10 protein-coding genes are annotated in these 13,080 nt (G+C 48.9%); 6 read left to right on the forward strand and 4 right to left on the reverse strand.

Annotated features, from left to right (window positions below; genetic code table 11):
* Positions 1-80 precede the first annotated feature (80 nt).
* A complete protein-coding gene (locus tag QUA45_RS20365; protein WP_333221971.1) occupies positions 81-758 on the forward strand; it encodes a calcium-binding protein in 678 nt (225 codons plus the stop codon).
* A gap of 108 nt (positions 759-866) precedes the next feature.
* Here the strand turns inward: QUA45_RS20365 and QUA45_RS20370 are convergent, their stop codons facing one another.
* Together QUA45_RS20370 and QUA45_RS20375 are read right to left on the reverse strand one after the other, a co-directional pair.
* Positions 867-1,622, reverse strand: coding sequence for a DUF561 domain-containing protein (locus QUA45_RS20370; RefSeq protein ID WP_333100539.1), 756 nt, complete (start codon positions 1,620-1,622; stop codon positions 867-869).
* 233 nt (positions 1,623-1,855) lie between these two features.
* Positions 1,856-2,707 (reverse strand): creatininase family protein, encoded by an 852-nt coding sequence (locus QUA45_RS20375; RefSeq protein WP_333221972.1) that lies wholly within the window; start codon positions 2,705-2,707, stop codon positions 1,856-1,858.
* A 182-nt stretch (positions 2,708-2,889) separates the two neighbouring features.
* Between QUA45_RS20375 and QUA45_RS20380 the strand changes: the two genes are divergently transcribed.
* A complete protein-coding gene (locus QUA45_RS20380) occupies positions 2,890-8,244 on the forward strand; it encodes a PAS domain S-box protein (protein WP_333221973.1) in 5,355 nt (1,784 codons plus the stop codon).
* A 387-nt stretch (positions 8,245-8,631) separates the two neighbouring features.
* Here the strand turns inward: QUA45_RS20380 and QUA45_RS20385 are convergent, their stop codons facing one another.
* Entirely contained in the window at positions 8,632-8,955 is a 324-nt protein-coding gene (locus QUA45_RS20385) for a WGxxGxxG family protein (RefSeq protein WP_333100534.1), read from the reverse strand.
* Positions 8,956-9,277: 322 nt separating this feature from the next.
* On the opposite strand from QUA45_RS20385, the gene QUA45_RS20390 reads away from it, so the two are divergent.
* Both QUA45_RS20390 and QUA45_RS20395 read left to right on the forward strand, forming a co-directional pair.
* A complete protein-coding gene (locus QUA45_RS20390) occupies positions 9,278-9,922 on the forward strand; it encodes a hypothetical protein (RefSeq protein ID WP_333073431.1) in 645 nt (214 codons plus the stop codon).
* Positions 9,923-9,942: 20 nt separating this feature from the next.
* Positions 9,943-10,689, forward strand: coding sequence for a pentapeptide repeat-containing protein (locus QUA45_RS20395; RefSeq protein WP_333100533.1), 747 nt, complete (start codon positions 9,943-9,945; stop codon positions 10,687-10,689).
* A gap of 178 nt (positions 10,690-10,867) precedes the next feature.
* Here the strand turns inward: QUA45_RS20395 and QUA45_RS20400 are convergent, their stop codons facing one another.
* Positions 10,868-11,395, reverse strand: a complete 528-nt coding sequence (locus tag QUA45_RS20400) for a hypothetical protein (protein ID WP_333100532.1) — start codon at positions 11,393-11,395, stop codon at positions 10,868-10,870.
* Between the two features lie 84 nt (positions 11,396-11,479).
* Between QUA45_RS20400 and pyrE the strand changes: the two genes are divergently transcribed.
* Together pyrE and QUA45_RS20410 are read left to right on the forward strand one after the other, a co-directional pair.
* A complete protein-coding gene (gene pyrE / locus QUA45_RS20405) occupies positions 11,480-12,055 on the forward strand; it encodes an orotate phosphoribosyltransferase (protein WP_333100531.1) in 576 nt (191 codons plus the stop codon).
* A 453-nt stretch (positions 12,056-12,508) separates the two neighbouring features.
* Positions 12,509-12,994 (forward strand): hypothetical protein, encoded by a 486-nt coding sequence (locus tag QUA45_RS20410; protein ID WP_333100529.1) that lies wholly within the window; start codon positions 12,509-12,511, stop codon positions 12,992-12,994.
* The last annotated feature ends 86 nt before the right edge of the window (positions 12,995-13,080 follow it).

The raw sequence follows: 13,080 nt of genomic DNA on the forward strand, positions 1-13,080 counted from the left end.
TACACCTTCCTCCTATCAGACACGAATGTACTTCTGTCAAGATATACTTTATTGATAAACCGAGCCAGCGAGACCGAGCGATGCCTAAATTTAACAAGCCTAAACTTAACCAGCCTAAACTTAACAAGTCTAAAGTTAACAAGTCTAAAGTGGACGATCGCGCCGATCAAAGCCAATTCCTTCCTTCACAATCCGAACTTCCTCCAGTTCAGCTTGATGAAACCATTGTAGCAGGCAGAAGGCCGAAACCGGTCAACGACTTTCAGCGCCTGCTGGCGGAAGTAACCGAATTGAGATCGGGATTCGATCCAGAAATGTTAGCAAATATCGACAAAAATCTCGCATTTAATACCAAACAATTTGAAACTAAAATTAGTAAAATCTTGGGTTCTAAAAACCTTGATTGTAATCTAAAAAATTCAGTCAAATACCTCGATTACATCAAGCAAAATATTCAACTTCCGTGCCATGTTACCGGCATAGAAGAGTTTGAATGGGAAGAAGAATATACAATGGGTTATGGCAGCAAAAAAGAATATGCAAGACTCAAAAAAACTCAACCTTCTTATACTGATACGTTCACAATTAGTCGGTTAGATGATTTTGTGATTCAGGAAGAAGGTATATTTGTGGAAGTGCAGCGCGTCGGCGATCGCCAAAAGTTTGTGTTACCTTTATCTGAGTTAGAATCAGTTGATTTAATCTCCCGAAACAATCAGTTATTAGATGATTATGCCGTGTGGTTTATCAATTATTAAGGAAGAGTGGAAAAGTGGGGGATGGGAAGAGGGGAAGAGGGGAATAGTGGGAGAAGAGAAGAGTATGGAAAAAATTTTCCTTCTCCCTTCTTCCTTCTCCCTTCTTAATTAAATGGAAGCTGGCAAGTGCGATCGCGAAACCAAAGCCAAAGCTTCAACCAAACTGCGAACAGCCGCAATCATCGCCACTTCGCTATTAAGTTGGCTGACAGCAGAACCGACACCAACACCAGCAGCGCCTGCTCCAATAGCGAGGGGTGCGGTGACGCTGGAGATACCAGAAGCGCAGAGTACGGGGACTGATACGGCGCGGGAAATTTCAAAGGCTGCGGCCAAAGTAGGCGCTGCTTTTTCAATTAATCCCAAGGTGCCTGCGTGAATTGGTTGAGCGCTAGTACCACCTTCGGTTTGGATGATGTTAGCGCCAGCTTTGACTAATTCAATTGCTAATTGCACTTGTTCGTCGAGTGCCAAAATGTGGGGAACTGTCACAGAAAGAGTGATGTTCGGAAATAGCGATCGAGTGTCGCGAGTCAACTGCAAAACTTCCTCAGCTTCAAAGCGGCGGCCTACTGCGTAGAAAGCATCAAAGTTGCCAATTTCAATCAAATCAGCGCCAGCTTCTACCGCAGGCACAAACTTTTCTGGTTCCACAGCAGATACACAAATTGGCAAAATTGTCAATTGTTTCGCCATCAATACCAAATCTCGATCGGCAGCAATATCGACAAAGGAAGCACCGCCGAGATCGGCTGCTTTGACTACAGCCGCAACGTTGGCTGCATCAAAATTATTTAAACCGCTGATAATTTTCAGGGCGCGACCTTGCTCAAATGCGCGCTGCAATTTAGAATTTACACTCATCGTTAGTTTTCCAACTCAAAAAATTTCTTAGACTCATTTTGACACAAATTAGAATAATTTTTGATTTTTAATTCTTAATAGCCGTAAGGTGCAACCTAAGCAGCCTACATAGGTCGATTATGCATCCAGGACTGTATTTTTTATTTTTATAGCAACCGCCAAGACAGTTATAACGTTCTTAATTGCTGCAACTATTGTTGTGACTGCATTTCCCCATCGATCTTCTTCCCTCTTCATTCTTCCATCGGACTGACATCCGTTACATCTTGTACAGTGCTGGTTGCCGAACTTCCAGGCTGTCGGAATTTGTAAACATCTTTGATAACTTGTACCCAGCCGTCAGAAAGAGATTCGAGAATCCGAAAACCCTTTTCTTTCGTTGCCACCGTCGCATCGCCCAACACACCGCTTTCAGTTAACTCTCGCGTCAGCCAAGCAAAAGGCAAATTTCCTTCCATACTCAGCAAACTATCGATCGGCAAATTTTTCGGATATTCAGTAACAGCAAGTTCCATTTTCACCTGCGACGGCAAAATTGACAACATCAAACTCGTTTCTGCATCACCCGCGTGAATCCCAAACTCCAACTCTTTCGCGCTCAATAATTCAGCAGCCACATTCGGAACCCGCCACACAAACAGCGGAAAAACCGAAAAATCCTGATATTTTTGATGAATGTCCCGCGCTGCAATTTCCATCACCTGCGGCTGTCCGCCGTGACCATTGAGTAACACTAATTTCCGAAATCCAGCCTGATAAATACTGTCAGCTATTTCGCCGATTACTGCTAAAAGTGTCTGAGCACTGAGCATAATTGTACCGGGGAAATGGCAGTGTTCGTTCGACTTGCCATAGTACAAAGGCGGCAAAGCATAAGCGGGAATATTTGTCTCTAACTTTGCCAGCGCTGTGCCTGTCACCGCCGCGCTAATTGCCACATCTACAATTAAAGGCAAATGGGGGCCGTGTTGTTCGATCGCACCTAGCGGCTGAATAATCACAGTATTTTCCTTATCAAGCATAGACTGAATTTCTGTCCAAGTTAGATATGGAAAAAATCGCGATTCGGGAATAAAATTGTGCATAAGGTGGCAACAAGAGTAAAAGCAACCAAGGCGATCGACTAGCCTGAAAACTAAAAAGCAATTACCAAGATAGATAACTAATTCTGTCTCTAGGTAAATGCTATAATTTATAGCAGATGCTTTAAGAGGGCGCTGATATACGCTCGCCAGCTCAGACCGAAAGACATAGAGACCATTAATTGATGGAAGCTTGGCAAACCCCACAAACTAATTTAACCGATATTCCGATCGCCGAGGAACTGTCCCGCCGCATTCCTCGATCGCACGATCAAAAAGCAGAAAACCGAGCGCTGCAAAAGCTGGCTAGACAATTGGCAACCTCACCCCACAGGCTGCTCAAAACACTGGTTGCGATTGCTAAAGATTTGTGCGGCGCAGAGAGTGTCGGAGTCTGCTTACTAGAAGAAAATGTCAGTTCCGAACAAATATTTCGGTGGGTGGCATTGGCGGGCGCGTGGGAAGCAGCAGAACACAGAAACACACCCCGCAAATTGCGTTTGTCGGGAGCAGGTTTCGATCGCCAAACTCCCCAGCTTTACTTCGCTCCCGAACAATATTTTACCGACTTACAACAGTTAGAATTGCCGATCGCCGAAGCGTTAGTTGTGCCGCTGCAAGCAGAAAATCAACCGCTGGGGGCAATATGGATTGTATCTCACAATTCCGACCGCCAGTTCGATGCCGAAGACTTGCGGATCGCCATCTCCCTAGCAGACTTTGCCGTTGCCGCCCTACAAATCGATCGCGCAAATCAAACCAAAGAAGCCCTGCGAGAAAGCGAAGAACGCTGGGAATTAGCCTGTGCCGGCAACAACGACGGCATTTGGGATCACAACCTGCAAACAAATTGCCCTGTTTTGAGCGATCGCTTTTTAGAGATTTTGGAACGTGGAGCCGAAGAAGTCAAAAACTTCAGCCAATATTTGAGCTACATTCATCCCGATGATTTGGAGATAATGCAAAGCAATTGGCAGCAGCACTTAAATCGAGAAACCTCACATTACTGCTGCGAGTACCGCATCCGTTGTGGGGACGGGCGCTACAAATGGGTTTTAGCCAGAGCGCGAGCAATTTGGGACGAATCAGGCAATCCCGTGCGCGCCGTGGGTTCCCTGACAGATATCAGCGAGCGCAAACAAACTGAAATTGCCTTGAAACAAAGCGAAGAACGTTTGAGCGTCGCCATCGAAGGCTCAGGCATGGCAACCTGGGATTTAGACGTGCGAACAAATCGAGTAATTTGGTCGGCGACCCATTTCAGCATTTTGGGCTGCGAACCGACACCAGGCGGCGAAGCAAGCGCGTCTGTGTGGGAAAATTGCGTGCATCCAGACGACTTAAAGCAAGTCCTGCAAGCAGCCAAAACAGCTCGGCAAACGAGATCGCTCTACTCCCCCGAATACCGCATTATCCGGGCCGACAACGGAGAAATCCGCTGGGTGAGTGCGTTCGGGCGCTATCTCTACGACGCTGCAGGCGAGGCAGTGCGGTTTATCGGAGTATTATTTGATGCTACCGATCGCAAAAAAGCCGAACTCGCGCTGCAAGAGACCGAGCAAACCGTGCGCCGTCAACTTCTAGAGATAGAGTCGCTCTACCAAACAACTCCCGTGGGTTTGGCTGTTTTAGACACAGATTTGCGGTTCGTGCGGATCAACCAACGGTTTGCCCAAATGAACGGCCTGGCACTAGAAAAGCACATCGGCCGCACCCTGCGCGAAATTGTCCCCGACTGGGCAGACACAGCCGAACCTTTGTTGCGCCACCTTCTAGACACCGGAGAACCGATCCGGAATTTTGAACTCACGGGTAAAACTAGGGCTCAACCCACTGTCGTTCGCACTTGGCTCCAGAATTGGTGGCCGCTCAGAGACAGGGGCGCAGAGATTGTCGGGATTCATATCGTGGTACAGGAAATTACCGCTCGCAAAATGGCCGAACTCGCCTTGCAAGAAAGCTACAACCGTTTCCAATTAGCTACAAGGGCGATCGACGGCCTGGTGTTTGAGTGGGATTTGGCAGCAAACTCAGTTTACCGTTCCGAGGGACTGTACTCGATTGTCGGTGTCTGCCCAGAGGAGGCACTGGCAACACCAGAGTGGTGGAGAGAACGCATCCATCCCGCAGATTTGGCACGCATCCTTGCCGGGGCCGAATCAATCTTAAGTGCCGAGCGCTACGAAGACGAGTACCGAGTCCGGCATCAAGACGGGCGCTGGATTGATGTTTGGGAGCGCGGCTGTTCGATCCGCAACCAGCAAGGTGAAGTGACCAAAATAGTCGGCTTCACCAGTAACATTACCCAGCGCAAACAAGCAGAAGCTGCACTGCGCGATCGTGAAACCCATCTGCAGTTGATTCTCGACAGCGCCAAAGACTACGCCATCTTCACCCTCGACACCGATGGACACGTTACCCGTTGGAACGCAGGCGCCCAGAGATTGCTAGGCTATACCGAAGCTGAAATCGTCGGGCAGGACGGAGGAATCATCTTCACCCCAGAAGACTCTGCTGCTAGAAAGCCAGAAGCAGAAAGGCACATCGCCCTGACTCAGGGAAAGGCAGAAAACGAGCGCTGGCACCTCCGCAAAGACGGCAGCCGCTTTTGGGGCAGCGGGCTGGTAATGCCCCTGCGCGACGCAGACGGCCAGGTGCAAGGTTTGCTGAAAATTATGCAGGACAAAACCGACCGCCGGCAAATAGAAGAAGCACTGCGGCAAAGTGAAAATCTCTACCGCACCCTCGCCGATGGCGTCCCGGAATTAATGTGGATCAACACCGCCGACGGCAGGTTAGAGTTTTGCAACCAACACTGGAAAACCTATACGGGCATCAAGCCAGCAAAATTACCACTGCCTGCGCCGGTGCTGCAATTATTTCATCCTGATGATCTGCCAGCAGTTGTCGGCACGCGCACTCCTGCGATTGAAGCAGGGGAAGCCTACGAATTCGAGTGTCGGGTACGCAGGTTTGATGGTAATTATCGCTGGCATCTAGCGCGACTTGTGCCCGTCAAAGACAGGGGGGGAAAAGTGGTGCAATGGGCTGGTATCGGCATTGATATTGACGATCGCAAACGAGCAGAAGAAAGCTTAGCAGAAAGCGACCGCCGCTTCCGCTTCCTGGCTGAGTCGCTGCCCCACCTGATTTGGAACGTAGACTCCGCCGGGGAAATTCGCTTTACCAATCAACAAAAATGGTTGGAATATCTCGGAATGTCTTACGAGGAAGCCGCTCAAAGCAATTGGGAATCCCTGGTGCCGCCCTCGGATTTGGCAGAATCTTGGGCCCGCTGGGAAGAATGTCTAATCACCGGAGAAGTTTATCAAGTTGAGCTGCGGCTGCGGCGGGCAGCAGACCAGATGGAACGCTGGCATTTGTCCCGCGCCGTGCCAATTCGCGGCGCGGGTGGCCAGATTGTCGAGTGGATCGGCACAAATACCGATATTCACGATCGCAAACAAGCCCAACTCAACGAGCAGTTTCTCGCAGATCTCGAAGTCCGCTTGCGGCAGCGCTTCAACCCCGCAGAAATGTTGTCGGAAGCGATGAACAGTCTGGGAGAATATTTAAAAGTCGATCGCTGCATATGGCACGAAATCGATGTAGAAGCCGATCGGGCAATTGTCCGGCAAGACTGGCACCAGTCCGACCTTGCCAGCGCCGCCGGCACCTATCCCATCTCAGACTTTAAGACCCCAGAACTGAAAGCTCTCTCTATGGCAGGTCAAACACTTGTCATCTCAGATATCGCTAATTACCCCCATACAGCGCATTTATTCGATAACTACGGTGCCGTTGCCATTCGCGCTTTGGTCGATGTTCCCTGCCTTCAGGAAGGGCGCTGGGTGGCTCTTTTGGTGGTGACATCAAAGGCGGTTCGGCACTGGCGGCCCGATGAAGTTTGGCTGATGCAAGAAGTTGTGGCTCGCCTCTGGACGGTAATCCTGCACGCGCGAGCCCTGCACGAGCTGCACGAAAGCGAGGCTAGGTTCCGCGCTCTAGCTGATAACATCGCTCAGTTGGCCTGGATGACAGATGCTGCTGGGGGGATTTTCTGGTATAACCAGCGCTGGTTTGACTACACGGGTACAACCCTAGAAGAAATGCGAGGCTGGGGCTGGCAACTGGTGCATCACCCGGAACACCTCGATCGCGTTGTCGAAAAATTTAGGCGCTGCATTGAAACAGGCGAACTCTGGGAAGATACTTTCCCCTTGCGCGGCAAAGACGGATCGTACCGCTGGTTTCTCTCCCGCGCCGTGGCGATTCGCGACGATCGAGGCAAGGTGCTGCGCTGGTGCGGCACCAACACTGACATTACCGATCGAAAAGTTGCAGAAGCGGAACGGGAACGCCTTCTAGCGCGGGAAAAGGCAGCGCGGGAAGAAGCAGAACAGGCTAACCGCGTCAAAGACGAATTTTTGGCTGTTTTATCCCACGAATTGCGGACTCCTTTAAACCCGATTGTGGGCTGGACGAAGCTGCTGCGATCGAACGTTCTGACACCGGAAAAGCAACGTTATGCCCTAGAGACGATCGAGCGCAATGCCAAACTGCAAACCCAGCTTATCGAAGATTTGCTCGACGTGTCGGGGATTCTGCAAGGCAAGGTCAGCTTGAATATTGCACCTGTGGATTTAGCCGGGGTAATCGGCGCTGCAATTGAAACGGTGCGTCTGGCAGCCCAAGTCAAGTCGATTCAAATCAGCACTCAATTTGCACCGAATCTCGGCTCGGTTTTGGGCGATGCGGGCAGACTTCAGCAGGTAGTCTGGAATTTGCTGTCAAATGCCGTCAAGTTCACCCCGCCGGGAGGCAAAATCGAAGTCGTTCTCGATCGGGTGGACACGAGAGCCCAAATTACTGTAACTGATACTGGAAAAGGTATCGAACCTGATTTTCTGCCCTATGTATTCGACTACTTCCGGCAAGCTGACAGCACGATGACGCGCAAGTTTGGCGGATTGGGTTTAGGATTGGCGATCGTCCGCCATCTCGTCGAACTCCACGGTGGCACAGTTAAATCCGACAGTTCCGGCGAAGGCAAAGGCGCAACCTTGACCGTCAGGATACCTCTGATGCCGGCGCAATCTCAGACAAGTCCTGCGGGAACTGCGCCACCCGAAGAATCCTTCGATTTGAGCGGTATCAGGGTCTTAGCGGTGGATGATGATGCCGATGCGCTAGATTTGGTCGTTTTTATGCTTGAGGATTGTGGGGCAAGTGTTACAGCAGTTGCTAACGCCGCCGATGCCTTGGCGGTTTTAACTGAGTCTGTGCCGGATTTGCTGTTGAGCGATATTGGAATGCCCGATACTGACGGTTATATGTTGATGCGACAGGTTCGGGCTCTGGCGCCCGACAAAGGGGGACTGGTTCCGGCGATCGCCCTTACGGCTTATGCTGGAGAGATTGACTATCGGCAGGCCATGGCTGCGGGGTTCCAGCGGCACATTCCTAAGCCTTTAGACCCGGAGAAGTTGGTGCAGGCGATTTTGGATTTACTCGATCGTTCTGGCGAAAATATTTTTTAAGGTCTTTTTGTGTCTCAAAAGCCTTTATTTAATGAACCCCAAAAAAGCAAATAACGCGATGGAAACAGGGAATAAGAAAGGAAAAAGTTAATATTTTCTAGTTCGGTTATATCTGAGGTATTGCACCCTTTTCAATCACCATTTTATTGACTCGATAGGAGCAACGGCACACCAGAAAATTCATTTTTTCATTAACAGACCCGAAAGCCGGTTCATGAAGAAAATGGTGCAATATGTCAGATGTAACCAATTTAATCGTCGTTCGATAGCGCATCATCTCAATAAAAAACCCCCACAGAGGGAGGTTTTTTTATGATTGTTCGCGCTCGTCGGACAGGTTAAAACATCCTGTCCCTGCATAATGCCCACAGCACTAAAACTCAATTCTTAGCGGTAGTCACTACGCACGGCTGGCTCGCGATCGGTCGTTGTATTTGTATACCGAACATTTTCTTCGCGTTTGCGGGGAATCAAACCCAACAAACCCGACAAGCCTAGCAATCCCAACCATCCCCAATCAAAATCGCGATCGGTCTCAGCACTGTAGACATCGGAGCGAGGAGTTGTGGTGGTTGTAGTGCTGTTAGTACCGCTAGTTGTACCGCCAGTTGTATCGGTCTGAGCTGAAGCAGGCAGATGAGCTGGTGCTATGGCTAAACCAGCAGCTATAATACCTGCACCGATTGCTTTGGATAAATCAGAACGTTTCATAATTCAAATGCTCTCTGTTGGCTAAAATCTTTAACTATCAAAACTATATCGGTTGGCTTTTAAAGTTAAATCCACCTCTAGCAGTAAACATTGTTATGTTCCACGTATAACTACAGATTGATATGAAATTTTTAGCACGCGCACAAAATTAAAGATTTCTCGCGGAGGCACTCAAGCAGTAGAAATCGCGGGTCTGACACCTCACTCGGTGGTGAGGCACTCCGGCGCTCTCGACAATAGACAAGGTGTTGTTGACAAAAAAAGGTAAACTCAGATATTGCACAGACAAGTGTTGGAACTCGATCGACGGAGATCAAAACTTTTGGGAATAGAGTTACGCAGCTACGTATTTCTAGACAACTTGCAGCCACAGCACGCAGCATACATCGGCACAGTCGCCGCCGGATTCTTGCCACTGCCGGGGGATGCGTCGCTGTGGATAGAAATCTCGCCCGGTATCGAAATTAACCGAATTACCGATGTCGCCCTCAAATCAGCGTCCGTGCGCCCGGGAGTGCAGATAGTCGAACGCTTGTACGGCCTTCTGGAAGTACACTCGAGTCAGCAGGGGGAAACGCGCGCAGCAGGCAAAGCAATTCTAGAATTCATCGGACTCCGCAGAGAAGAAGGTATCAAACCGCGAGTGATTTCCAGTCAAATTATTCGCAATATTGATGCCCACCAAACACAATTAATTAACCGCACCCGCCGCGGACAGTTGCTGCTGGCGGGACAAACGCTTTACGTCTTAGAAGTAGAACCGGCTGCCTATGCAGCGCTGGCGGCCAATGAAGCAGAAAAAGGCGCATCTATTAACATCTTAGAAGTTCAGGCTGTAGGCAGTTTCGGACGGCTTTACCTCGGCGGCGCAGAACGAGATATTATAGCAGGTTCCCAGGCAGCAATTGCCGCAGTGGAAAACGTGACGGGTCGAGAAAATCCCACAATTTTTGGTCGCAAGGAATAGCCGTTAAAGGAGATGCAATTATGGCAAACACACAGCATTTAGCGCTGTTAAAAAAAGGTGCAGTTACTTGGATTGAATGGAGAAATCTCAACCCAAATGTAGAACCGGATCTGGGCGAAGCTAACCTCGCCGAAGCAAATCTCAGAGGCGCGCATCTTTGGCGCTCGAACCTTTTTAAAACAGATTTGTTTAAGGCTAAATTAATTTCGGCAAACCTCGCCGAATCTAATCTTAGTTTAGCAAATCTTGCCGGAGCACAATTGCTCGAAACTACTTTAATTAAAGCTAATTTAACTGGCACTAACCTCCAAGCTGCAGACTTGAGGGGAGCTGATTTGAGCAGTGCTAATTTAATTGGGGCTGACCTCACCGCTGCTAATCTCCAACAAACCGATTTCGGTGATGCGAATTTAATCGGTGCGGTGATGTTTAGAGTTAAGGCGATCGGCGCAAACCTCAACTTTGCTAATCTCAGTCAAGCAAATCTCACTCAAGCTGAATTGATTGAAGCACATTGTTATGGAGCTAATTTCTCTAAAGCTAATCTGGGGGAATCTCACTTCACTGGAGCATATCTTTTCCGGGCAAATCTCTGTTTTGCACAGTTGAGCGCTGCCGATTTCCGGTGGGCAAACCTTGGCAAAGCTGATTTGAGAGGGGCTAATTTGACCGGGGCAAATCTCAGGGGAGCTAAATTGGCAGGAGCTAATCTGGGCGAAGCTATTTTGAAAGGAACAATCATGCCAGACGGCAGCATGGTTTCATAAATATTGGATAATATTTAGTCCTGTAAAATAACCGCGATAGTTAAAAAAAATCAGTTGCGCGTTTACCGAAAGGATTGTCAAAACATGAGTTTTTAGGGCGGGTTGAGGCTTTCTCTCCCATACAAATCCGAGATGAGAGTAAACCCGCCGCGGCTCAAAACTCGCAACTGTCGATCGACTAATTTTTGCGATCGGGCGATACTTGATAAAGTCCTCTAACGGGCCCTGGATCGGTCGGTGAATCTTGCTGCTGTGTTGGAAGTGTAAACTGATCTTGGAGTCCGGCGGGAGTAGGGAAACAGCCGCTTGGTTGAGGGCCTAGCTGGCAAGCAGCAGGCAGTGCCATGACTGAGGCATCGAAGGGATTGACGGCATCTGGGACGCGGAGAATCGGATCGCTGGAAACTTGCCGCTGCATGACTCGTCGGTAGAAGCCGTTGACGCGGCTGGCATCCCTCTCGATTTCTTTTTCGGGAAAGGCAACGACGCCGCTGGGGGAACCGATGCCTAAATAGTCGCCCAAGTAACCTTGCAAGCTGACGTTGTGGTAAAAGTCTCCTGAAGCTTGAAAAAATTGTCGGTTGAAGTCGTCGGCAATCGGGTGAAATCGCTCTGTTTGTGCTTGAGCTGGTTTGGCGGATGCCAGGGCGGCAGAGGCGACAGCGAGAATCAACGCGCCGCTCAGGCTTTTTAACTTTTGACTCATATATTTGGGCCTCCTTAATTAATTCCGATTCCACTATAAACTGATTATCGACGGATTATTTGTGTTTTTTACACGGTGTGAGTTATGGATGCTGGGGATTTAAAGGTGTTGCGCGATCGACTTCTAGATTTGCTGTGCGAGTTTGCCTATCGCGAAGGCGATTTTGTGCTGTCTTCGGGGCAGAAAAGTTCTTATTACATTAACTGCAAACCGGTGACGCTGCACGCTGAAGGTGCTTTGGCAACGGGACGTTTGCTGTTGTCGATGCTGTCGTCGGATGTGCAAGCTGTGGGCGGTTTGACTTTGGGTGCTGACCCGATTGTAACTGCGGTAAGCGTGGTTTCGGCTCTCGAAGGTCGATCGATTCCGGCGCTAATTGTCAGAAAGGAGACGAAGGGACACGGGACAATGGCGTACATTGAGGGGCCGCTGTTGCCAGAGGGGACGAATGTGGCGGTTTTGGAGGATGTGGTGACGACGGGTAAGTCGGCGATGCAGGCGGTGGAAAGGTTGCGGGGTGCGGGTTATAAAGTCGATCGCGTGTTGTCGCTGATTGACAGAGAGCAAGGTGGTGCCCAGTTTTATCGCTCTGTTGGATTAAACTTTGAAACAGTTTTTACGATTAAGGATCTGCAAAAGTGGATGGCTAGCAAAAAATAGGCAAAAGTGCGATCGAACTGACCGAAGATAACCATTTTCATGAACAGGCTTTCGGGCCTCTTCCACAAGAGTTCTCAATATGTTTTTTTCTCGTTACCAGGCTCTGCCTGGTAATGAATATCTAGAGGATCTGCCTCCATTTGCTAGAGGAAATCGGTGTTTTATTGGGTGAAATTAGAAATTATGCCCGCTCTAATTTTATCAAACTCAGCTCACGTACTTGGAGGACAATGGAAAATAAAGTTTTCGGTGCTAAACAAGCGCAAGCTTTTAGGTTAAGAAGCTCTATAGCCTTTTTCATAAAAATGGAGTACGCCGAAACCCTGTGTGGTCAAGCTTTTGAAGTTGAATTGTGTACCTCATCTACCCAAGAACCGCTATACAAATCGGCAGATTTTAGCAGAGCGAAATTATAACCTGAGTGAGATATTAACTAGATAAGACTGTTTTAAGATGTTACATGACCCGGCGCAAGGAGAAGCAGTAATGATTTTACCTGCATCTATTAAAGGGAAATGGAAACAACTGGCAACAGCCTTTATTTGTCCTCTGACACTAATTGGTGTTGGCATTCAGCAACAACCGCTCCAAGCACAACAAAATCCATCTAAGACTAATGTTGCTGCTTTGCCAGATGGTATTTACCTGTACGGAGATTCGCCACAGCCCAACCAAGTTCTTCAAAACTACATTGTGTTTCAGCGCCAGGACGATCGGGTGGTTGGTGCAATCTACGCGCCGCGATCGGACTTTGCGTGCTTCACTGGTAAAATTCAGGGAAATACACTTTCCGGGAAGGCCATCTCAGCCGGAAAAATTCAAACAGTTGAAATCAATACTCAGCTAACCAATCTCCATCCTATTCGCACAATTAGTTCAAACGATCGGCGCATTCTTTCAACGTGCCAACAGACAGCGCAAGCTAACATATTCAGGTAAATCTTTTACTTAGGGCTTGCTGAATAATCGAGCGCATATTGCGTGGCCTGGGTTTCGCTCGCACGATCGAGAATAAAGTGCAAGAT

The organism is Microcoleus sp. Pol12A5, assembly GCF_036701435.1.
In the GTDB taxonomy this organism is placed as follows: domain Bacteria; phylum Cyanobacteriota; class Cyanobacteriia; order Cyanobacteriales; family Microcoleaceae; genus Microcoleus.

Coding starts and splice junctions, on each gene's coding strand:
- QUA45_RS20365 (WP_333221971.1), top strand. CDS start 81: ATGCCTAAATTTAACAAGCCTAAACTTAACCAGCCTAAACTTAACAAG.
- QUA45_RS20370 (WP_333100539.1), bottom strand. CDS start 1,622: ATGAGTGTAAATTCTAAATTGCAGCGCGCATTTGAGCAAGGTCGCGCC.
- QUA45_RS20375 (WP_333221972.1), bottom strand. CDS start 2,707: ATGCACAATTTTATTCCCGAATCGCGATTTTTTCCATATCTAACTTGG.
- QUA45_RS20380 (WP_333221973.1), top strand. CDS start 2,890: ATGGAAGCTTGGCAAACCCCACAAACTAATTTAACCGATATTCCGATC.
- QUA45_RS20385 (WP_333100534.1), bottom strand. CDS start 8,955: ATGAAACGTTCTGATTTATCCAAAGCAATCGGTGCAGGTATTATAGCT.
- QUA45_RS20395 (WP_333100533.1), top strand. CDS start 9,943: ATGGCAAACACACAGCATTTAGCGCTGTTAAAAAAAGGTGCAGTTACT.
- QUA45_RS20400 (WP_333100532.1), bottom strand. CDS start 11,395: ATGAGTCAAAAGTTAAAAAGCCTGAGCGGCGCGTTGATTCTCGCTGTC.
- pyrE (WP_333100531.1), top strand. CDS start 11,480: ATGGATGCTGGGGATTTAAAGGTGTTGCGCGATCGACTTCTAGATTTG.
- QUA45_RS20410 (WP_333100529.1), top strand. CDS start 12,509: ATGTTACATGACCCGGCGCAAGGAGAAGCAGTAATGATTTTACCTGCA.